This is a genomic window from Streptococcus infantis (genome assembly GCF_047465035.1).
Classification (GTDB): Bacteria; Bacillota; Bacilli; order Lactobacillales; family Streptococcaceae; genus Streptococcus; species Streptococcus infantis_T.
Genome location: NZ_JASHAQ010000024.1, coordinates 1 through 24,118 on the forward strand (window position 1 = coordinate 1; position 24,118 = coordinate 24,118).

The following is a 24,118-nucleotide window of genomic DNA, read 5'->3' on the forward strand; positions in this document are numbered from 1 at the left end:
CCATATGATTCTTTCTAATGAGAGTTTGGTCGCTTTTCATTATAGATCTTATGGAACTTTTTTTCTACAACAAAATAGGCTCCATAATATCTATAGGGGATTTACCCACTACAAATATTATAGAGCCTAAAAAAACTAGTTTAAAGATAGACAACTATATACCCGAAAACATGCTAATACTCAATGAAAATCAAAGAGCAAACTAGGAAGCTAGCCGCAGGTTGCAGATAAAGCTGACCTAGTTTGAATTAGTATAAGATTAGTCTTCAATGACTCTTGGAGGAGAGACCAAAGAAGCTGTTATTCTTTGAAAGTGTATTGAATTTATACAGAATGGAATGGATAAAACTACTTTCAGATAAGCTTTTATGAATCTTCAAAATTAAAATCACTTTCTATTTAAAAATCCTTCTTGCAAAGCCTACCTTTATGTGCTAGAGTTATGGTAACGGTTACAAAATTAAGGAGGGTTTTATGAGAAATCCAGCACTAATAGAAGAAATGAAAACTTACAAAGGAAGGGATGAAGTTCCTCATGATTTTGATGCTTTTTGGGATAGGGAGATTGAAAAGCTATCGGCTTTATCGGACTATCAATTGGAGGAACGAGATTTTCATATTCCAACTGTGAAGTGTTGTGAGTTAACCTTTAAAGGTACCCGTGATGGCCTTGTTTATGCGCGTATAGTCTTACCAAAATCAGAAAAGAAAGTACCTGTCATTTTCCACTTCCATGGCTATATGGGACGTTGTTGGGATTGGACAGATATGCTAGCCTTTACAGTAGCTGGTTATGGTGTCGTATCGATGGATGTTCGTGGACAATCTGGATACTCACAAGATGGGCTGCGCTCACCTCTCGGAAATACAGTTAAGGGCCAAATCATTCGTGGTGCTGTTGAAGGAAAAGAGCAACTCTTCTATAAGGATGTTTATCTTGATATTTATCAATTGATTGAAATTGTAGCTAGTCTCCCGCAAGTAGATGAGGAACAACTGGCTAGCTATGGAGCTTCACAAGGAGGAGCCTTGGCTTTAGTTGCTGCAGGTCTCAATCCACGTATCAAACGTACAGTTGCTATTTATCCATTCTTATCAGACTTTAGACGAGTGCTAGAGATTGGAAATACCAGCGAAGCCTATGATGAGCTCTTCCGTTACTTTAAGTTCCATGATCCTTTCCACGAAACTGAGGAGCAAATTATGGAAACTTTAGCTTATATCGATGTGAAAAATCTTGCCCATCGTATTAAGGGTGAGGTGAGAATGATTACAGGATTAGATGACGATGTCTGCTATCCAATCACTCAGTTTGCTATTTACAACCGTTTGACTTGTGAAAAGAGTTATCGTATCATGCCTGAATATGCACACGAAACTATGAATGTTCATGTCAATGATCAAGTTTACAATTGGTTGTGTGCTAGTGAGATTCCCTTTACCTATCTTGGTCATTAAAAAATAGCTCTGTAGTTTTGAATGAACTACAGAGTTTTCTTTATGTGACTCAGATAATGAGAAAGTAGTTTCAGGTAGTTTGAGACTTCTAAATATCTTTGAAAGTAGAATCTATTATAGATTACAAAGTCTAAAATTTAGAATATTTATTATATAATATGATTAAGATAAAAGGTGAAAGGAGTATAGCTAGTTGCGAATCTTTTAACTTGGAATTTTTAAAAGCGCAACAGCATTTCATTACAAAGAATGGCAATTCCATTCAATAATACAGTTTCTTATTTGCATCTAGTCTGAGTGGCTAAAAATTTTAAGCAAAAAAGAAAGCGCTTAACTTTATATAAAAACGGAAGGGAACACATGAATCAGAGAGATTTTGATAGAAAACAGAGATATGGGATTCGGAAATTTGCAGTTGGAGCAGCTTCAGTAGTAATTGGAGCGGTTGTTTTTGGTGCTGCACCTGCTTTGGCTCAAGAGGCGCCATCAACGAATGGTGAAACAGCGGGGCAATCTTTGCCAGAATTGCCTAAGGAAGTAGAGACAGGAAATCTAGCTAATTTAGATAAGGAGCTTGCAGGTCAAGTAACCACAGTAAATAATAGTGGAACAGAAGTGAGCCGTGAAGAGTTGCAAGCAAACCCAGGGTCTGAAAAACCAACAGAAACAGAAGCATCAAACGAAACTCCAGCTACAGAGAGTGAAGACGAGGAAGTTGGAAATATTCCCCGTGACTTTTATGCCAGAGAGTTGGAAAATGCCAATACTGTTATTGAAAAAGAGGATGTGGAAACCAATCCTTCAAATGGTCAAAGAGTTGACATGAAGGAGGAGCTAGACAAGCTTAAAAAACTTCAAAATGCGACCATCCATATGGAGTTCAAACCAGATGCATCTGCTCCACGTTTTTACAACCTCTTCTCAGTCTCTAGTGATACCAAAGTAAATGAGTATTTTACCATGGCTATCCTCGATAACACAGCTATCGTTGAAGGTCGTGATGCCAATGGAAACCAATTCTATGGTGATTATAAAACTGCTCCTTTGAAGATTAAGCCAGGTGAGTGGAACTCAGTAACCTTTACAGTTGAAAGACCAAATGCAGACCAACCAAAAGGTCAAGTTCGCGTCTATGTAAATGGTGTCTTGTCGCGAACAAGTCCTCAGTCTGGTCGTTTCATCCAAGACATGCCAGATGTTAATCATGTACAAATCGGTACAACAAAACGTACAGGCAAAAACTTCTGGGGTGCTAATCTTAAAGTCCGTAATCTAACGGTTTATGATCGTACTCTTACTCCAGAAGAAGTTAAAAAACGTAGCCAACTTTTTGAAAGAGGAGAGTTGGAGAAGAAACTTCCTGAAGGAGCAGAAGTTACTGATAAACTGGATGTTTTTGAAGGTGGTGAGAACCGCAAGCCGAATAAAGATGGTATCGCAAGCTATCGTATTCCAGCCTTGCTGAAAACGGATAAAGGAACCTTGATTGCTGGTGCAGATGAGAGACGCTTGCATCACTCTGACTGGGGCGATATCGGTATGGTTGTTCGTCGTAGTGATGATAAGGGTAAAACATGGGGAGATAGAATTGTCATCTCAAATCCTCGTGATAATGAGAATGCCAGAAGAGCTCATGCGGGATCACCAGTCAACATTGACATGGCCCTAGTCCAAGATCCGAAAACTAAGAGAATCTTCTCTATTTTTGATATGTTCGTAGAAGGTGAAGCTGTTAGAGATTTACCAGGAAAAGCACCACAAGCCTATGAGCAAATTGGAGATAAGGTTTATCAGGTTCTATACAAAAAAGGTGAAGCAGGACGTTATACAATCCGTGAAAATGGTGAAGTCTTTGACCCTGAAAATAGAAAGACAGAATACCGTGTTGTAGTTGATCCTAAGAAACCAGCTTATAGTGATAAGGGTGATCTTTACAAGGGTGAAGAACTGATTGGTAATGTCTACTTCGATTATAGCGACAAGAATATCTTTAGAGTTTCAAACACCAACTATCTCTGGATGTCTTATAGTGATGACGATGGAAAAACTTGGTCTGCACCAAAAGATATTACATACGGCATTCGTAAGGACTGGATGCACTTCTTAGGTACTGGACCTGGTACAGGTATTGCCTTGCACTCAGGACCTCACAAAGGGCGTCTGGTTATCCCTGCCTACACAACAAATAACGTATCCTACCTAAGTGGTTCTCAGTCTTCACGCGTCATTTACTCAGATGACCATGGTGAAACTTGGCACGCTGGTGAAGCTGTCAATGATAACCGCCCAGTAGGCAACCAAACAATTCACTCTTCAACGATGAATAATCCAGGTGCTCAAAATACTGAGTCAACTGTTGTGCAGTTGAATAATGGAGATCTCAAACTCTTCATGCGTGGATTGACAGGTGATCTTCAAGTAGCGACAAGTAAAGATGGCGGAGCGACTTGGGAAAAAGATGTAAAACGCTATTCAGATGTCAAAGACGTCTACGTTCAAATATCTGCCATTCATACGGTGCACGATGGTAAGGAATATATCATCCTCAGCAATGCAGGTGGACCAGGACGTTACAATGGTTTGGTACACTTAGCGCGTGTGGAAGCTAATGGAGATTTAACTTGGCTCAAGCACAATCCAATTCAAAGTGGCAAATTTGCCTATAACTCATTGCAAGATCTTGGAAATGGTGAATTTGGCTTGCTTTATGAGCATGCAACTGCCACTCAAAATGAATACACCTTGTCTTATAAGAAATTCAACTGGGATTTCTTAAGCAAGGATAGAATTGCTCCAACAAAAGCAACTGTGAAAAATGCTGTGGAGATGAGCAAAAATGTCATTGCTCTAGAATTTGATTCTGAAGTATTGGTAAATCAACCACCAGTTCTTAAATTGGCAAATGGTAACTTTGCTGCTTTCTTGACGCAATACGATACCAAAACATTGTTATTTGCAGTAAACAAGGAAGATATTGGTCAAGAAATTACAGAAATCATTGATGGTGCAATTGAGAGCATGCATAATTTGCCTGTAAGTCTTGAAGGTGCAGGAGTCCCTGGTGGTAAAAATGGAGCAAAAGCAGAAATTCATGAAGTCCCAGAATTTACAGGTGCAGTCAATGGTGAAGGTACAGTTCATGAGGATCCAGTCTTTGATGGTGGCGTCAACGGTGAGGAAGCAGCCGTTCATGACGTGCCAGCCTTTGAAGGTGGTGTGAACGGCGAAGAAGCAGCTAAGGCAGAGAGTTCAGAGTTCGAAGGCGGTGTGAATGGTGCTGAAGCAGCAGTCAATGAAGTCTCAGACTTCGAGGGTGGTGTGAACAGCGAGGAAGCAGCCGTTCATGAAATTCCAGAAATAGAGGTTGAAGAAAATCCACCAGGAACTATTCACGAAGTTCCGGAATTTGAAGGTGGAGTCAATGGTGCCGAAGCAGCCGTTCATGATGTGCCAGCTTTTGAAGGTGGTGTGAACGGCGAAGAAGCCGCGGTCCATGAAGTTCCAGAATATATTCCAGTGGAAACTTCAAAAGGGGAAGCTGCGGTTCATGAAATTTCAGACTTCGAAGGCGGTGTGAATACAGTAGAAGCAGCTAAGTCAGACACTTCAGACTTCGAAGGCGGTGTCAATGGTGAGGAAGGAGCTAAGGCAGAAAGTCCAGAGTTCGAAGGCGGTGTGAATGCAGTAGAAGCAGCCAAGTCAGACACTTCAGAGTTCGAAGGCGGAGTCAATGCAGTAGAAGCAGCCAAGTCAGACGCTTCAGACTTCGAAGGCGGTGTCAATGGTGAGGAAGGAGCTAAGGCAGAGAGTCCAGAGTTCGAAGGCGGTGTGAATGGAGTAGAATCCGCTAAGTCAGACACTTCAACCTTTGAAGGTGGTGTCAATGGCGAAGAAGGAGCTAAGGCAGAGAGTTCAGAGTTCGAAGGCGGTGTGAATGGAGTAGAGTCCGCTAAGTCAGACACTTCAACCTTTGAAGGTGGCGTCAATGGCGAGGAAGGAGCTAAGGCAGAAAGTCCAGAGTTCGAAGGCGGTGTGAATGCAGTTGAAGCCTCTAAGTCAGACGCATCAGACTTTGAAGGTGGCGTCAATGGTGAGGAAGGAGCTAAGGCAGAAAGTCCAGAGTTCGAAGGCGGTGTGAATGCAGTAGAGGCCGCTAAGTCAGACACTTCAGCTTTTGAAGGTGGCGTCAGTGGTGAGGAAGGAGCTAAGGCAGAAAGTCCAGAGTTCGAAGGCGGTGTGAATGCAGTAGAAGCCGCTAAGTCAGACACTTCAACCTTTGAAGGTGGCGTCAATAGTGAGGGAGCAACTACATCAGAAACCCCAGAGTTCGAAGGCGGTGTGAATGCAGTAGAAGCAGCGGTTCATGAAGTTCCAGCCTATGAAGGCGGCGCTAATGCGGTCGAAGCAGCAAGCTCAGAACTTCCAGCCTATGAAGGCGGCGCTAATGCGGTCGAAGCAGCAAGCTCAGAACTTCCAGCTTATGAAGGTGGCGTTAATGCAGTAGAAGCAGCAAGCTCAGAACTTCCAGCTTATGAAGGTGGCATTAATGCAGTAGAAGCAGCAAGTTCAGAACTTCCAGCCTATGAAGGCGGTGCTAATGCGGTCGAAGCAGCAAGCTCAGAACTTCCAGCTTATGAAGGTGGCGTTAATGCAGTGGAAACTGCTAAGTTAGAAGTTCCAGAGTATGCAGGTAGCGTCAATGGAGTGGAGTCCGCTAAGTTAGAAGTTCCAGAATACACAGGTGGCGTCAATGGAGTAGAGTCCGCTAAGTTAGAAGTTCCAGAGTACGTAGGCAGCGTTAATGGAGTAGAATCTGCTAAGTTAGAAGTTCCAGAGTACACAGGTGGTGTCAATGGAGTAGAGTCCGCTCAGTTAGAGGTGCCAGAATATACAGGCGGTGTCAATGGTTTAGAATCTGCGAGTACAGAAGTTCTATCGTATGAAGGTGGTGCAAACAGTGCTGAAGCTGCTGTCCATGAGGTCTCAGAATATAAGGGAGAACAGTCAATTGTGGTTCAGGCCATGGCAGAAGATAAAACTTATCAAGCCCCTGCTGCTCGTCAGCAACTTCTTCCTGAAACAGGAAGTGAAGCTGTTGCTCCTCTTGCCTCTCTAGGACTTGTAGGAATGCTCCTAGGTATGTTTGCTATGGGCAAGAAAAAAGAAGATCAATGAAATAGTTAAAATCAACGAAATTCATAGAGAAATTTGATCTTATCTTAGAAAGGGTCGTGACTAAAACTAGTTACGGCCTTTTTGATCTAGATAAATCAGGAGTCAAATAGTTAATACTCTTCGAAAATCTCTTCAAACCACGTCAGCTTCGCCTTACCGTACTCAAGTACAGCTTGCGGTTAGCTTCCTAGTTTGCTCTTTGATTTTCATTGAGTATAAGTTTGAGATAAAGTTCATTAAAAAACGATTCAACCGAATGAAGCAATTTTATGTTAGAAAAATCCAAAGCATCCGAAAGTAGTTTCAAATGTCTGAATTTATGTTTCAAAAACTGAAAGTATAATCTGTTCTATCTCAATCTCTCTTAAAAGGGGAGGATTTATTATATAATGTGAATAAGATAAAATTTGAAAGGAGTAGGAGACTCTAGTTAACGATGGGGCGTTAAGTGAGAGAAAATTTGAAAGAGCGAGTGTAACCATTCGTGAAAAAGTAATTTTTGTCATTTAGTCAGATGACTAAAAATTTTAAGCAAAAAAGAAAGCGCTTTATTTTCGAGGTGAAAGGACAAGAAATGAAACATAGTCATTTTGAAAAAAAACAACGATATGGAATTCGTAAATTTGCAGTTGGAACAGCTTCGGTTGTGATTGGAGCAGTTGTTTTCGGTGCGTCACCAGTATTAGCTCAAGAATCAACAGCTACCAGTAATGAGATCACTGAGCTTGGAGTAGACAAGGGTCAAACTGAAAAAGTAGCAGATACTGAAAAGAATGTTACTGAGTCTAATGGAGTAGATACAGTCACACATACATCTACAGAAGCACATACTGGAACAGAGACAACTGCAACAGCAGGAACAGAGACAACTGCAACAGCAGAAACAGCAGAAGCAACTAGAGAAACCGAACAAGATCCAGCTTCGCTTCCACGTGATTACTATGCTAGAGAGTTGGAAAATGTCAATACTGTTCTTGAAAAGGAAGATGTAGAGACTAATGCTGCAAATAGCAATAGAATTGATTTGACAGAGCAATTGGACAAACTGAAACAGCTTCAAAATGCGACCATTCATATGGAGTTCAAACCAGATGCTTCTGCACCAGCATTTTATAACCTTTTCTCAGTATCAAGTGATAAGGTAAGAAATGAATACTTTACAATGGCTGTGTATAACAACGTTGCCTTGATTGAGGGCCGCGATCAAAATGGCGACCAATTTTATGATAGATACACAGACGCACCATTAACAGTCAAACCAGGTCAGTGGAACTCAGTAACCTTTACAGTTGAAAGACCAAGTGCTGATTCTCCAGATGGACAAGTTCGTCTCTATGTAAATGGAGTCTTGTCACGAACAAGTAAGAAATCAGGACGCTTTATCAAAGATATGCCTGATGTAAATCATATGCAAATTGGTACCACAAATCGTGCAGGAAGTATGGTTTGGGGGGCAGGATTACAAGTTCGTAATCTAACTGTTTACGATCGTGCCTTGAGTCCAGAAGAAGTTCAAAATCGTAGCTACCTCTTTGAAAGATCCGAATTAGAGAAAAAGCTTCCAGAAGGAGCTGAGATAACAGATAAAAAGGATGTCTTTGAAGCTGGTAAAAATGGGCAGTCAAATCCAGATGGTATTAATAGCTATCGTATTCCAGCTCTCCTTAAGACTGACAAGGGAACTTTGATTGCTGGTGCTGACGAACGCCGCTTACACTACTCTGACTGGGGTGATATCGGTATGGTCGTTAAACGAAGTGAAGACAAGGGCCAAACATGGGGCGATCGTATCACGCTTACCAATCTACGTGACAATCCAAAAGCCAAGGATCCAAACATTGGTTCACCAGTAAACATCGATATGGTTCTGGTCCAAGATACGGAAACTAAACGAATCTTCTCAGTTTACGATATGTTCCCAGAAGGGAAAGGTATCTTTGGGATGTCAGCTGAAAAAGAGGAAGCTTATAAAGAAATTGATGGGAAAACCTACCAAATTCTCTATCGTGAAGGAGAAAATGGGGCCTATACTATTCGTGAAAATGGTGTAGTCTACACACCAGATGGTCAGGCAACGGATTACCGTGTTGTTGTAAATCCTGTCAAGCCGGCTTATAGCGATAAAGGTGATCTTTATCAGGGTGAGCAGTTACTAGGAAATATCTACTTTACAAGTAATAAAACTTCTCCATTTAGAATTGCTAAAGACAGCTACCTATGGATGTCTTACAGTGATGATGATGGTAAAACTTGGTCTGCACCACAAGATATTACTCCAATGGTCAAAGCTGATTGGATGAAATTCTTAGGTGTGGGACCTGGAGTGGGCATTACCCTCCAGAATGGACCTCATAAAGGTCGGATCGTCGTTCCTGTTTATACGACAAACAGAACAAACCACCTAAACGGATCTCAATCGTCTCGCATCATCTACTCAGATGACCATGGTAAGACTTGGCATATGGGTGGCGGTGTCAATGACAAGCGTACGCTTCATGATGGCACAGTAGTTGATTCAAGCAACATGAACAATTACTACGCTCAAAATACGGAGGCTTCAGTTGTTCAGCTGAACAATGGTCAGTTGAAACTCTTTATGCGTGGTTTGACTGGTGATTTGCAGGTTGCGACAAGTAATGATGGTGGTATTACATGGGACAACTATGTAGCACGCTATGATGTACCTGATGTTTATGTTCAAATGGCGGCGACTCATACGGTTCAAGATGGTAAAGAGTACATCCTTCTAGCAAATGCCAATGGCCCAGGTCGTAAGAATGGCCATATTCGAGTGGCTCGCGTAGAAGAAGATGGCGAGTTGACTTGGTTGCATCATCATTTGATTCAAGAAGGAGAGTATGCCTATAACTCACTTCAACAGATCGGACCAAAAGAATTTGGTCTCTTGTACGAGCATCATGAAGCTGGTGGCAATCCTTATACTCTATCCTTCAAGAAATTCAACTGGGATTTCTTAACGAAGGAAAGAATTTCTCCTAAAGAAGCCAAAGTTAAAAATGTTATTGAAAAATGGCCAGGAATTCTTGCAGTAGAATTTGATTCAGAAGTTTTAGTTAACAAAATCCCAACACTTCAGTTGGCAAATGGTAAAAAAATAAACTTTATGACCCAGTACGATACTAAGACTCTTCTATTCACAATAGATAAGTCAGATCTAGGTCAAGAGATAACTGGCCTTGCTTCTGGAGCGATCGAGAGTATGCACAACCTTCCAGTGAGTCTTGAAGGAGCAGGTATTCCTGGAGCAGTAAATGGAAGCGAAGCGGCAGTTCATGAATTTCCAGAATTTACAGGTGGAGTCAACGGTGAGGAAGCAGCGGTTCATGAACAACCAGAATTTAGTGGTGGTGTCAACATAGACAGTCTTGTCACCCCTGAGAATCCAGCCTTTGAAGGATCTGTCAACGGTGCAGAAGCAGCCGTACATGAAGTACCAGAATTCAATAGCGGTGTCAATGGCGAGGAAGCAGCCGTAGCCAATGATCCAGAATTTGTAGGTGGAGTTAATGGTGTAGAAGCAGCGGTTCATGAACAACCAGAATTTACAGGTGGTGTGAACGCAGTAGAAGCAGCAAGAGCAGAATCTCCAGAATTTGTAGGCGGTGTCAATGGTGCAGAAGTAGCTGTCCATGAAGTGCCTGAGTTCACCGGAGGAGTAAATGGCGAAGCCACTATTCATGAAGTCCCAGAATTTAGCGGTAGTGTGAATGCAGTAGAATCAGCTAAGTTAGAAACCCCAGAATTTGTAGACGGAGTTAATGGTGCTGAAGGTGCTGTACATGAAGTCCCAGAGTTCAAAGGTGAGCAAGAGATTGTGGTTCAGGCCATGTCACAAGATAAGACCTATCAGGCACCAGCAGCGCCTGTAATACATCAGCAAGCACTTCCTGAAACTGGAAGTGAAGATGCTGCAACTCTTGCAAGTGTAGGACTTGTGGGGATGCTTCTTGGCATGTTCGCCATTGGTAAGAAAAAAGAATATTAGTGAAATAGATAAAATTTAAAGGTTTTATAGATAAACTTGATCCTTACTAGAAAGGGTCGTAACCAGAAGGTGTTACGGCCTTTTTCTTTCGTTTTTACGAGTAAAAAGGGATGTTTTCAAGGCTTTGAGAGGTACTGGGAAGAATTTTAGACGTCTGAAACTACTTTCAGGATGAATTGTTGCATAAAATTGTTTTGAAACTTCAATCTATTCTAGTACAAAACATTGAAAGCGTTTTAATAATGAGCTATAATAGTCACATAAGCACAAAGGAAAAGAAAAGGAGGAAAGTGGATGCCACAAATTAGTAAAGAAGCTTTGATTGAACAGATTAAAGATGGAATCATTGTTTCTTGCCAGGCTCTTCCTCATGAACCGCTCTACACAGAAGCGGGAGGAGTAATCCCCTTGCTAGTCAAAGCAGCAGAGCAAGGTGGAGCGGTCGGTATTCGGGCAAACAGTGTCCGAGATATCAAGGAAATCAAGGAAGTTACAAAACTTCCAATTATCGGGATTATCAAGCGAGACTATCCACCACAAGAACCATTCATTACTGCTACAATGAAGGAAGTGGATGAATTAGCTGCGCTAGATATCGAAGTTATCGCTCTTGACTGTACTAAGCGTGAACGTTATGACGGCTTAGAGATTCAAGAATTTATTCGCCAAGTGAAGGAAAAATATCCAAATCAATTATTGATGGCGGATACAAGTACCTTTGAAGAAGGCTTAACAGCAGTAGAGGCAGGAATTGACTTTGTCGGTACAACTCTATCAGGTTACACTTCTTACAGTCCAAAAGTGGATGGCCCAGATTTTGAACTCATCAAAAAACTCTGCGACGCAGGGGTGGACGTCATTGCTGAAGGAAAAATTCATACACCAGAACAAGCTAAGCAAATCCTAGGTTATGGAGTGCGAGGCATCGTTGTAGGTGGCGCTATTACTAGACCAAAAGAGATTACGGAACGCTTTGTTGCCGGTCTTAAGTAACATCATATAAAAAACGAGGAGAGTGGTTGATTAGTAGGGAAAAATGAAAACGTATACAAAGTCGGCGTTGCTCTTTATCCAATTCGGATACGCTTAACATCATTTAGGAGAATACAAATGAAATTTAGAAAACTAGCTTGTACAGTACTTGCGGGTGCTGCGGTTCTATCACTTGCTGCTTGTGGCAAATCAGACGCTAACAAAGATGCTGCCAAATCAGGCGATGCAGCAGCAACAACAGAAATTACTTGGTGGGCATTCCCGGTATTTACTCAAGAAAAATCTGGTGACGGTGTTGGAACTTATGAAAAATCTATCATCGAAGCTTTCGAAAAAGCAAATCCAGATATCAAAGTTAAACTAGAAACAATCGACTTCAAATCTGGACCAGAAAAAATCACAACAGCTATCGAAGCTGGTACAGCTCCAGATGTACTTTTCGATGCACCAGGTCGTATCATCAATTACGGTAAAAATGGTAAATTGGCTGAGTTGAATGACCTCTTTACAGATGAATTTGTGAAAGATGTTAACAACGAAAACATCGTACAAGCAAGTAAAGCTGGTGACAAAGCATACATGTATCCAATCAGTTCTGCACCATTCTACATGGCTATGAACAAGAAAATGTTGGAAGATGCTGGTGTAGCTAACCTTGTTAAAGAAGGTTGGACAACTGATGATTTTGAAAAAGTCTTGAAAGCACTTAAAGATAAAGGATACACTCCAGGTTCATTGTTCAGTTCTGGTCAAGGGGGAGACCAAGGAACACGTGCCTTCATCTCTAACCTTTACGGCGGTTCTGTAACTGATAAAGAAGTAACTAAATATACAACTGATGATCCTAAATTCGTTAAAGGTCTTGAAAAAGCAGCTAGCTGGATCAAAGATGGTTTGTTGAATAACGGTTCACAATTTGACGGTGGAGCAGACATCCAAAACTTTGCAAACGGTCAAACTTCATACACAATCCTTTGGGCACCAGCTCAAAACGGTATCCAAGCTAAACTTTTGGAAGCAAGTAAAGTTGAAGTGGTAGAAGTTCCATTCCCATCTGATTCTGGCAAACCAGCTCTTGAATACCTTGTAAACGGATTTGCAGTATTTAACAACAAAGATGAAAAGAAAGTTGCTGCAGCTAAGAAATTCATCCAATTCATCGCTGATGATAAAGAGTGGGGTCCTAAAGACGTAGTTCGTACAGGAGCATTCCCAGTTCGTACTTCATTTGGAAAACTTTACGATGACAAACGTATGGAAACAATCAGTGGTTGGACTCAATACTACTCACCATACTACAACACAATCGACGGATTTGCTGAAATGAGAACACTTTGGTTCCCAATGTTGCAAGCTGTATCAAATGGTGATGAACAACCTGCTGCAGCATTGAAAGCATTCACTGAAAAAGCGAATGAAACAATCAAAAAAGCAGCTAAACAATAAGCCCTAAATAAAAAGTAAAATCCCCCCTTTTCCCTGTGCACATTTGTGTACGAAAAGGGGGAGTTTTGTTTAAAAAATGTAAGAAACTGACAGGTCAAAATTAAAATGAAGTTCTTACATAGGCTAATCTTGAAAAATTTCATTTTGATTTTACATCAATGTCAGACGACAATCAAAAAACAAAAACTATTTGAAAGTGAGGTGCCGACTGTGAAAGTCAATAAAATCCGTATGCGGGAAACAGTTATTTCCTACGCATTCTTAGCACCAGTATTAATCTTCTTTACCGTCTTCGTCTTAGCTCCAATGATCATGGGCTTCATCACTAGTTTCTTTAACTACTCGATGACTAGCTTTGAGTTTGTGGGATTGGACAACTACATCCGCATGTTTAAAGACCCTGTCTTTACAAAATCTTTGATCAACACCGTTATCTTGGTTATCGGATCTGTACCGGTCGTTGTACTCTTTTCACTTTTTGTGGCATCACAAACCTACCAACAAAATGCGGTTGCTAGATCTTTCTACCGTTTCGTATTCTTCCTACCTGTTGTTACTGGTAGTGTTGCTGTTACGGTTGTTTGGAAATGGATCTACGATCCACTATCAGGTATTTTGAACTTTGTCCTTAAGTCGAGCAACATTATCAGCCAGAACATTTCTTGGCTCGGAGATAAAAACTGGGCTTTGCTTGCGATTATGATTATCCTTTTGACAACTTCTGTTGGTCAACCGATTATCCTTTACATCGCGGCAATGGGAAATATTGACAACTCACTGGTTGAAGCGGCGCGTGTTGATGGCGCTACTGAGTTTCAAGTTTTCTGGAAGATTAAATGGCCAAGTCTGCTTCCGACAACTCTTTATATCGCAATCATCACAACGATTAACTCATTCCAGTGTTTCGCCCTCATTCAGCTTTTGACATCTGGTGGACCAAACTACTCAACAAGTACACTTATGTACTACCTTTACGAAAAAGCCTTCCAATTGACAGAATACGGTTATGCTAATACCATCGGTGTCTTCTTGGCAATCATGATTGCTATCGTAAGCTTTGTTCAATTCAAAGTGCTTGGAAACGACGTAGAATACTAAGAGAAAGGAGACAGCTATGCAATCTACACAAAAGAAACCTTTAACAGCCTTCACTGTTATTTCAACTATCATTTTGCTCTTGTTGACTGTACTCTTCATCTTTCCATTCTACTGGATCTTGACGGGTGCATTCAAATCACAACCGGATACCATTATGATTCCACCACAATGGTTCCCTAAAGCTCCAACAATGGAGAACTTCCAACAATTGATGGTGCAAAACCCAGCCTTGCAATGGATGTGGAACTCAGTGTTCATTTCTTTAGTAACAATGTTCTTGGTTTGTGCAACCTCTTCACTAGCAGGTTATGTATTGGCTAAGAAACGTTTCTATGGTCAACGCATTCTCTTTGCAATTTTTATCGCTGCCATGGCTCTTCCAAAACAAGTTGTCCTTGTGCCATTGGTACGTATCGTCAACTTCATGGGAATCCATGATACTCTTTGGGCAGTTATCTTGCCTTTGATTGGATGGCCATTCGGGGTCTTCCTCATGAAACAGTTCAGTGAAAACATTCCTACAGAATTGCTCGAATCTGCTAAAATCGATGGATGTGGCGAGATTCGTACATTCTGGAGCGTAGCCTTCCCTATCGTGAAGCCAGGATTTGCAGCTCTTGCAATCTTTACCTTCATCAATACTTGGAATGACTACTTCATGCAATTGGTAATGTTGACTTCACGTCAAAACTTGACCATCTCGCTCGGGGTTGCGACTATGCAGGCCGAGATGGCAACTAACTATGGTTTGATCATGGCAGGGGCTGCCCTTGCAGCTGTGCCAATCGTAACAGTCTTCCTGGTCTTCCAAAAATCCTTTACTCAAGGGATTACTATGGGAGCTGTCAAAGGATAGTCCTCTGCGAAAATTGAATATAGTAGAATCTGTTTATCAGTATGCAGCAGTATAGTTGATAGACTAAGAGAATACAGGATATATAAGTGTCTACAAAATGGAGAGGAGTTGCTTACTTCATGAAGTTTTGTTAGACACTTATAAACTTACTGGCTAGACATCGTATGTCTGAAGGTAACAATCAGGTAAAGGAAATTACTATGATTTTTGATGATTTAAAAAACATTAGCTTTTACAAGGGAATTCACCCAAATTTGGACAAGGCCATTGATTATCTCTATGAGCATCGTAAAGATAGTTTTGAATTAGGCAAATACGAGATTGATGGAGATAAGGTTTTCTTAGTTGTACAGGAAAATGTTCTTAACCAAGAGGAAAATGATCGCTTTGAGCATCATAAAAACTATGCAGATTTGCATTTGTTGGTTGAAGGGCATGAGTATTCTAGCTACGGTTCTCGTGTAAAAGACGAGGCTGTAGCCTTTGACGAAGCTAGCGATATCGGCTTTGTCCATTGTCATGAACAATACCCACTTTTATTGGGTTATCACAATTTTGCAATCTTTTTCCCAGGTGAACCTCATCAACCTAATGGTTATGCAGGTATGGAAGATAAAGTTCGCAAATATTTATTTAAAATTTTAATCGATTAGTCAGTTAGGAGGAGCAAACAATGGCACATAAAGGATCTGGATTGATAAAAGCGGCATTTGATACGGATAACTTTCTGATGCGTTTTTGCGAGAAAGTTTTAGATATTGTGACGGTTAATCTACTCTTTGTTGTGTCTTGTTTGCCAATTGTGACGATCGGAGTAGCGAAAATCAGTCTCTATCAGACAATCTTTGAAGTTAAGAGTAGTCGACGTGTTCCTGTTTTTAAAACTTATATGAGAGCCTTTAAGCAAAATTTGAAATTAGGTCTCCAGTTAGGTTTGTTGGAACTAGGAATTTTTCTGATTAGCGTTGTTGACTTATCACTATTCTGGGGGCAAACCAGCCTAGGCTTTCAGCTCATTAAAGCTATTTGCTTGGGAATTCTGATATTTTTAACCCTAGTTATGTTGGCTAGCTATCCAATTGCTGCACGCTATGAATTAACTTGGAAAGAAGTGCTCCAAAAGGGCTTACTTTTGGTAAGTTTTAATTTCGTTTGGTTCTTCTTGATGCTTGCAATTATTTTATTAATCATGATGCTTCTCTATCTATCAGGCTTCACTCTAGTGCTTGGTGGTTCAGCATTTCTACTTTTTGGCTTTGGCCTTCTTGCCTTTTGCCAAGCTGGATTAATGGAAAAATTGTTTGCTAAATATCAAGCAGATTGAAAATGATATGAAACTACTTTCAAACATAAAAAGCTATGGGAGATGAATAGAAATTAAAATCTAAGTGGCTGAGATGTATTGAAAGCGCTTTTCACAAGGTGTATACTAAAATAGTAAAAAATCATCTGCCAAGAGCAGAAAATAAGAAATCTTAGGAGAAATCTATGTCAGATTTAAAAAAATATGAAGGTGTCATTCCTGCCTTCTACGCATGTTATGATGATGCGGGTGAAGTAAGCCCAGAACGTACTCGTGCCTTGGTGCAATACTTCATTGATAAAGGTGTTCAGGGGCTTTATGTCAACGGTTCTTCAGGTGAATGTATCTACCAAAGCGTAGAAGACCGTAAATTGATCTTGGAAGAAGTCATGGCAGTTGCTAAAGGTAAATTGACCATCATTGCTCATGTGGCTTGTAACAATACAAAAGATAGTATTGAATTGGCTCGCCATGCTGAAAGCTTGGGAGTAGATGCTATTGCAACAATCCCACCAATTTACTTCCGTTTGCCTGAGTACTCAGTTGCTAAATACTGGAACGACATCAGTGCAGCGGCACCAAATACAGACTACGTTATCTACAACATTCCTCAATTGGCAGGTGTTGCCTTGACTCCAAGTCTTTACACAGAAATGTTGAAAAACCCACGTGTCATTGGTGTTAAAAATTCTTCAATGCCAGTTCAAGATATCCAAACTTTTGTTAGTCTTGGTGGTGATGATCATATCGTCTTTAACGGTCCAGATGAACAATTCCTAGGTGGACGTCTCATGGGTGCAAAAGCTGGTATCGGTGGTACTTATGGTGCTATGCCAGAACTCTTCTTGAAACTCAACCAATTGATTGCAGATAAAGACCTAGAAACAGCGCGTGAATTGCAATACGCTATCAACGCTATCATCGGTAAATTGACTGCAGCTCATGGAAATATGTACGGCGTTATCAAAGAAGTCTTGAAAATCAATGAAGGACTTAATATCGGATCAGTTCGTTCTCCACTTACACCAGTGACCGAAGAAGATCGTCCAGTTGTAGAAGCAGCTGCGGCATTGATTCGTGAAACTAAGGAGCGTTTCCTCTAATCAACAGGAGGCTTTATGGCTAATTATGTTGCAATTGATATTGGTGGAACTAATATCAAATACGGTTTGATTGACCAAGATGGACAACTTGTAGAGTCTCACGAAGTAGCGACTGAGGCTCATAAGGGTGGTCCACACATCTTACAAAAGACAAAAGATATCGTAGCTAGCTATCTAGAAAGAGGACCAGTGTCAGGTGTGGCCATTTCCTCTGCGGGAATGGTTGACCCTGATAAGGGTGAGATTTTCTATGCTGGTCCACAAATTCCAAACTATGCAGGAACTCAATTTAAAAAAGAAATTGAAGAAAGCTTTAACATTCCTTGTGAAATTGAAAATGATGTCAACTGCGCAGGGCTAGCAGAAGCTGTTTCTGGATCAGGAAAAGGTGCAGGCATAACGCTATGTTTGACCATCGGAACAGGTATCGGCGGTTGCTTAATCATTGACGGCCAGATTTTCCATGGATTTAGTAATTCTGCCTGTGAAGTTGGTTATATGCATATGCAAGATGGGGCTTTCCAAGATTTAGCTTCTACAACTGCCTTGGTTGAGTATGTAGCTAAGGCTCATGGTGAAGAAGTAGGACATTGGAATGGTCGTAGAATTTTCAAAGAAGCTACAGAAGGCAATAAACTCTGTATGGAGGGAATTGACCGTATGGTAGACTATCTTGGGAAAGGTCTTGCTAACATTTGTTATGTTGCCAATCCTGAGGTTGTTATACTAGGTGGTGGTATTATGGGGCAGGAAGCGATTTTGAAACCAAAAATTCGTAAAGCTCTAAAAAATGCGCTTGTTCCAAGTCTAGCGGAAAAAACAAGATTAGAATTTGCGCATCATCAAAATACTGCAGGTATGCTTGGTGCATACTATCACTTCAAAACAAAACAATCCTAAGCTGGCCTTGCCACTTTAGGATTTTTTAGTGGTAAATAGTGGCAAAAGTATTTAGTAAAAATCCAGTTAAAACTTTGGAAGCCCTTGCATTTTTCAGGATAATATAGTATATTTATTATACTGCAGAAACTCTAGGTAAAATTTTTGCTAGTTTGAGCCTTATTTTATTTTCAAAAAATGTAAGCGATTTCCTAATAAGAGCTTGCCCAAAAATAAATAGCTCAGAGAAAGAATTTTAAGCTAGGGAATCAAACCAAAATTGTCGCCAGATAACACTGGGCTCGGGCAGTAGCTGACTGCTCTAGAAGATTAGGAGTATTTGATGAAACAATATTTTTTAGAAAAAGGTCGAATATTTAGTATTCGTAAACTGACTGTTGGTGTTGCTTCTGTAGCAGTCGGTCTTGCTTTTTTTGCATCTGGTAATGTTGCGGCTAGTGAACTTGTGACAGAACCAAAACTTGAAGTAGATAGTCAAGCAAAAGAAGTGGCAGATGTAGATCATAAAAAAGAAGAAGCAGTCAAAGAAGAAGTAACTGAAAAAACAGAACCTGCTGTCGAGAAAGTGTCAGAGGAAGGAAAAACTGCTGAAGTGGCTGGTGATTTACTCCCTGAAGAAATCCCTGATCGTGCTTATCCTGATACACCAGTGAAAAAAGTGGATACTGCAGCTATTGTATCAGAAAAAGAAAGCCCACAAGTAGAGACTAAGAGCATTTTGAAACCTACAGAAGCAGCTCCATCTGAAGCTGGAAAAGAAAATAGAGCCATTATCAATGGCGGACAAGACCTTAAGCATATCAATTATGAAGGTCAACCAGCAACATCTGCTACTATGGTTTATTCAATCTTTAGCTCACCTCTGGCAAATGGCGGTAGTCAGCGATACCTTAACTCAGGTTCAGGTATCTTTGTTGCTCCAAATGTCATCTTGACAGTGGCCCACAACTTCTTGGTCAAGGATGCAGATACTAATGCGGGTTCTATCCGTGGTGGTGATACGGCTAAGTTCTATTACAATGTAGGTTCAAATACTGCTAAGAATAATTCTTTGCCAAGCTCTGGAAATACTGTTTTGTTCAAGGAAAAAGATATTCATTTCTGGAATAAAGAAAAATTCGGTGAAGGCTATAAGAATGACCTAGCCTTGGTTGTAGCTCCAGTTCCACTTTCAATTGCAAGTCCAAATAAGGCAGCTACCTTTACTCCTTTAGCAGAACATCGAGAATACAAAGCTGGTGAACCTGTTAGCACGATCGGCTACCCTACAGACTCAACATCTCCAGAATTGAAAGAACCAATCGTACCTGGTCAATTGTATAAGGCTGATGGTGTTGTTAAAGGTACTGAAAAGTATGATGATAAGGGAACAGTTGGTGTTACTTATCGTTTGACTTCTGTATCAGGTCTTTCAGGTGGTGGTATCATCAACGGTGATGGTAAGGTAATCGGTATTCACCAACGTGGTACTGTTGACAATATGAACATCCCTGAAAAAGATCGCTTTGGTGGAGGTCTTGTCCTCTCGCCAGAACAATTGGCATGGGTCAAAGAAATCATTGACAAGTACGGTGTTAAAGGCTGGTATCAAGGTGATAACGGCAATCGTTATTACTTCACTCCAGAGGGAGAAATGCTCAGAAATAAGACAGCTGTTATCGGTGAAAACAAATACTCCTTCGATGAAAGCGGTGTAGCAACCTTAGTTGAAGGTGTTGACTATGGTCGAGTAGTTGTCGAACATGTGGACCAAAATGATAATCTAGTAAAAGAAAACGATACTTTTGTTGAAAAGACAGAAGTTGGAACTCAGTTTGACTATAACTATAAAACAGAAATTGAGAAGACTGATTTCTACAAGAAGAATAAAGAAAAATATGAGATTGTTTCAATTGATGGCAAAGTCGTCAATAAACAGCTAAAAGACGCTTGGGAAGATGATTATAGTGTTGTGAGCAAGGCTCCTGCAGGAACTCGTGTCATCAAGGTGGTTTATAAGGTAAATAAAGGTTCCTTTGATGTTCATTACCGCTTGAAAGGTACAGACCAAGAATTAGCAGCTGCAACTGTGGACAATAATGAAGGTAAGGAATACGATGTTTCCTTTGTTCATCGATTCCAAGCCAAAGATATTGCAGGATATCGTGCAGTCAATGCAAGCCAAGAAGCAACCATCCAACAAAAAGGAGTGAATCAAGTTATTTTTGAATACGAAAAAATTGAAGATCCGAAACCAGTAACTCCTGTAACTCCAGTGGTTGATCCAAAAGATGAAGAAACAGAAATTGCTGCTTACGGACCACTTCCAAGCAAGGCTCAATTGGACTACCATAAGGAAGAATTGGCTGCCTTTATCCACTATGGTATGAATACTTATACCAACTCTGAGTGGGGAAATGGTAGAGAAAATCCTCAAAACTTTAACCCGACAAACCTTGATACAGACCAGTGGATTAAGACTTTGAAGGATGCTGGGTTCAAACGAACAATCATGGTTGTCAAACACCACGACGGTTTTGTGATTTATCCATCTAAATACACAGACCATACGGTAGCTGCAAGTCCATGGAAAGACGGTAAGGGAGACCTTCTCGAAGAAATCTCTAAATCAGCAACGAAATATGACATGAATATGGGTGTTTACCTATCACCATGGGATGCCAATAACCCTAAATATCATGTTTCAACTGAAAAAGAGTACAACGAATACTACCTCAACCAACTGAAAGAAATCCTTGGCAATCCAAAATACGGAAATAATGGTAAATTTATCGAAGTTTGGATGGATGGTGCGCGTGGTAGCGGAGCTCAAAAAGTAACCTACACCTTTGACGAGTGGTTCAAGTACATCAAGGAAGCTGAAGGAGATATCGCTATCTTCTCTGCACAACCGACAAGTGTCCGTTGGATCGGTAATGAACGTGGTATCGCTGGAGATCCAGTTTGGCATAAAGTCAAGAAAGCTAAAATCACTGATGATGTGAAGAATGAATATCTCAACCATGGAGACCCAGAAGGAGATATGTACTCTGTCGGTGAAGCAGACGTTTCTATTCGTTCAGGTTGGTTCTACCATGACAATCAACAGCCAAAATCAATCAAAGATTTGATGGATATCTACTTCAAGTCTGTTGGTCGTGGAACGCCACTTCTCCTCAATATTCCACCAAATAAAGAAGGTAAATTCGCAGATGCAGATGTGGCGCGCTTGAAAGAATTCCGAGCAACCTTGGATCAAATGTATGCAACTGATTTTGCTAAAGGCGCAACAGTTACTGCAAGCTCTACTCGTAAGAATCACTTGTACCAAGCAAGCAACCTAACAGATGGTAAGGATGATACTAGTTGGGCATTGTCAAATGATGCCAAGACAGGTGAATTCACTGTGGATCTCGGTCAAAAGAGACGCTTTGACGTAGTTGAACTCAAAGAAGATATTGCTAAAGGTCAACGTATCTCTGGATTTAAGGTTGAAGTTGAGCTCAATGGTCGCTGGGTTCCATATGGAGAAGGTTCGACTGTTGGTTATCGTCGTCTCGTCCAAGGTCAACCTGTGGAAGCACAAAAGATTCGTGTGACTATTACTGGTGCGCAAGCAACTCCTATTTTGACAAACTTCTCTGTTTATAAGACACCAAGTAGTATCGAAAAAACAGATGGCTATCCTCTAGGTTTGGATTACCATTCAAATACAACAGCAGATAAAGCAAATACAACTTGGTATGACGAATCTGAAGGTATCCGCGGAACATCTATGTGGACTAACCAAAAAGATGCAAGCGTAACTTACCGTTTCAACGGAACTAAGGCTTATGTCGTATCTACAGTGGATCCAAACCACGGTGAAATGTCGGTTTACGTTGATGGTCAAAAGGTTGCAGATGTACAAACCAATAATGCAGCTCGTAAACGTAGCCAGATGGTTTATGAAACAGATGACTTGGCTCCAGGTGAACATACCATCAAACTCGTTAACAAAACTGGAAAAGCTATTGCAACTGAAGGTATCTACACGCTCAATAATGCTGGTAAAGGTATGTTTGAGTTGAAAGAAACAACCTATGAAGTTCAAAAAGGCCAACCAGTTACTGTAACCATCAAACGTGTTGGTGGTAGCAAGGGAGTTGCGACAGTTCATGTCGTGACTGAGCCAGGAACAGGGGTTCACGGTAAGGTTTATAAAGATACAACGGCTGATTTGACCTTCCAAGATGGTGAAACAGAAAAGACTTTGACCATTCCGACAATTGACTTTACGGAGCAAGCTGACTCTATCTTTGACTTCAAAGTGAAAATGACGAGTGCTTCAGATGAAGCTTTGCTTGGCTTTGCTTCAGAAGCAACGATTCGAGTGATGAAAGCTGAATTGCTTCAAAAAGATCAAGTCAGTCATGATGATCAGGCAAGTCAACTTGACTATAGCCCAGGTTGGCACCATGAAACCAATTCATCAGGTAAATACCAAAACACTGAGTCTTGGGCGTCATTTGGTCGTTTAACAGAAGAGCAGAAGAAAAATGCCAGCGTAACAGCCTACTTCTACGGTACAGGTTTAGAAATTAAAGGTTTTGTAGACCCAGGTCATGGTATCTACAAGGTGACGTTAGATGGTAGAAGAGTCGAGTATCAAGATGGCCTAGGTAATGCATCTGAATACAACGGTAAGAAGTACTTCAGTGGTACAGCTGCCACACGTCAAGGTGATCAGACTCTCGTTCGTCTAACTGGACTTGAAGAAGGTTGGCATGCTGTAACCTTGCAATTGGATCCAAAACGTAATGATACTACGAAAAATATTGGTATCCAAGTTGACCAGTTCATCACTCATGGCGAAGATAGTGCTCTTTATACCAAAGAAGAGTTGATCCAAGCTATGAAGAATTGGAAGGATGAGTTGGTTAAATTTGATCAAACAAGCTTGAAGAACACTCCAGAGGCACGTCAAGCTTTCAAGTCAAACTTGGACAAATTATCAGAGCAACTTTCAGCAAGCGATGTCAATGCGCAAGAGTTAATGCTGACAGCTACAACCTTACAAGCTATTCTTGATAAGGAAGACAACTACGGTTCAGATGACACACCGACACCAGAACAGCCAGAGGAGCCAAACTACGACAAGGCTATGGCAAGTCTGGCAGAAGCGATTGAAAGAAAGACTAAAGAACTTGGCGATGATAAGGAAGCTAAGAAGAAATTAGTTGAGTTGGCCGAACAAGCTCTTACTGCTATCCAGGAAGCTAAGACTCAGGATGCGGTAGACAAAGCCTTGCAAGCAGCTCTAACTTCTATCAACCAACTTCAAGCGACTCCAAAAGAGGAACCAACACCAGAGCAACCAGCTCAACCAGAAGAGCCTAAGATTGACTATGATAAGGCCATGGCAAGTTTGGCAGAGGCTATTCAAAACAAGAGCAAGGAACTAGGCAACGATAAAGAAGCTAAGAAGAAACTAGTTGAGTTGTCCGAGCAAGCAATCGCAGCGATTGAAGCAGCCAAGACACAGGATGCAGTCGATAAGGCCTTACAAGAATCTCTAACTTCCATCAATCAACTTCAAGCAACTCCGAAAGAGGATCCGAAACCAGAGCCACCAGCACAGCCGGAAGAGCCTAAGATTGACTATGATAAGGCTATGGCAAGCTTGGCAGAAGCTATTCAAAACAAGAGCAAGGAACTAGGCAACGATAAAGAAGCTAAGAAGAAACTAGTCGAGTTATCAGAACAAGCCATCGCAGCGATCGAAGCAGCCAAGACACAGGATGCGGTAGACAAAGCCTTAC

At 41.0% G+C, this 24,118-nt stretch carries 12 protein-coding genes; all 12 read left to right on the plus strand.

The features are described from left to right. Positions 1-474 precede the first annotated feature (474 nt). Positions 475-1,458, plus strand: a complete 984-nt coding sequence (locus tag QM406_RS09075) for an acetylxylan esterase (protein ID WP_414274044.1) — start codon at positions 475-477, stop codon at positions 1,456-1,458. A 360-nt stretch (positions 1,459-1,818) separates the two neighbouring features. Next, positions 1,819-6,633 (plus strand): SIALI-17 repeat-containing surface protein, encoded by a 4,815-nt coding sequence (locus QM406_RS09080; RefSeq protein ID WP_414274045.1) that lies wholly within the window; start codon positions 1,819-1,821, stop codon positions 6,631-6,633. A gap of 574 nt (positions 6,634-7,207) precedes the next feature. After that, positions 7,208-10,639 (plus strand): SIALI-17 repeat-containing surface protein, encoded by a 3,432-nt coding sequence (locus tag QM406_RS09085; RefSeq protein WP_414274046.1) that lies wholly within the window; start codon positions 7,208-7,210, stop codon positions 10,637-10,639. Between the two features lie 294 nt (positions 10,640-10,933). Beyond that, entirely contained in the window at positions 10,934-11,632 is a 699-nt protein-coding gene (locus QM406_RS09090) for an N-acetylmannosamine-6-phosphate 2-epimerase (RefSeq protein WP_075231410.1), read from the plus strand. A 117-nt stretch (positions 11,633-11,749) separates the two neighbouring features. Beyond that, positions 11,750-13,078 (plus strand): ABC transporter substrate-binding protein, encoded by a 1,329-nt coding sequence (locus tag QM406_RS09095; RefSeq protein ID WP_075231409.1) that lies wholly within the window; start codon positions 11,750-11,752, stop codon positions 13,076-13,078. A gap of 231 nt (positions 13,079-13,309) precedes the next feature. Continuing rightward, a complete protein-coding gene (locus QM406_RS09100; RefSeq protein ID WP_075231411.1) occupies positions 13,310-14,176 on the plus strand; it encodes a carbohydrate ABC transporter permease in 867 nt (288 codons plus the stop codon). Positions 14,177-14,192: 16 nt separating this feature from the next. After that, positions 14,193-15,032: a carbohydrate ABC transporter permease gene (locus QM406_RS09105; protein WP_045613500.1), complete on the plus strand. Its 840-nt coding sequence runs from the start codon at positions 14,193-14,195 to the stop codon at positions 15,030-15,032. Between the two features lie 200 nt (positions 15,033-15,232). Then, the gene (locus QM406_RS09110) at positions 15,233-15,685 is read left to right on the plus strand and encodes a YhcH/YjgK/YiaL family protein (RefSeq protein WP_414274049.1); all 453 of its coding nucleotides are present in this window, start codon (positions 15,233-15,235) and stop codon (positions 15,683-15,685) included. Between the two features lie 20 nt (positions 15,686-15,705). Beyond that, complete coding sequence (locus tag QM406_RS09115; RefSeq protein ID WP_301559511.1) at positions 15,706-16,356, plus strand: YesL family protein; 651 nt, start codon at positions 15,706-15,708, stop codon at positions 16,354-16,356. A 164-nt stretch (positions 16,357-16,520) separates the two neighbouring features. Then, positions 16,521-17,438, plus strand: coding sequence for a dihydrodipicolinate synthase family protein (locus tag QM406_RS09120; protein ID WP_049529758.1), 918 nt, complete (start codon positions 16,521-16,523; stop codon positions 17,436-17,438). Between the two features lie 15 nt (positions 17,439-17,453). Next, positions 17,454-18,338, plus strand: a complete 885-nt coding sequence (locus tag QM406_RS09125; protein WP_414274047.1) for an ROK family protein — start codon at positions 17,454-17,456, stop codon at positions 18,336-18,338. A gap of 322 nt (positions 18,339-18,660) precedes the next feature. Then, a partial coding sequence (locus tag QM406_RS09130; RefSeq protein ID WP_414274048.1) for an alpha-L-fucosidase occupies positions 18,661-24,118 on the plus strand: 5,458 nt, incomplete at its 3' end.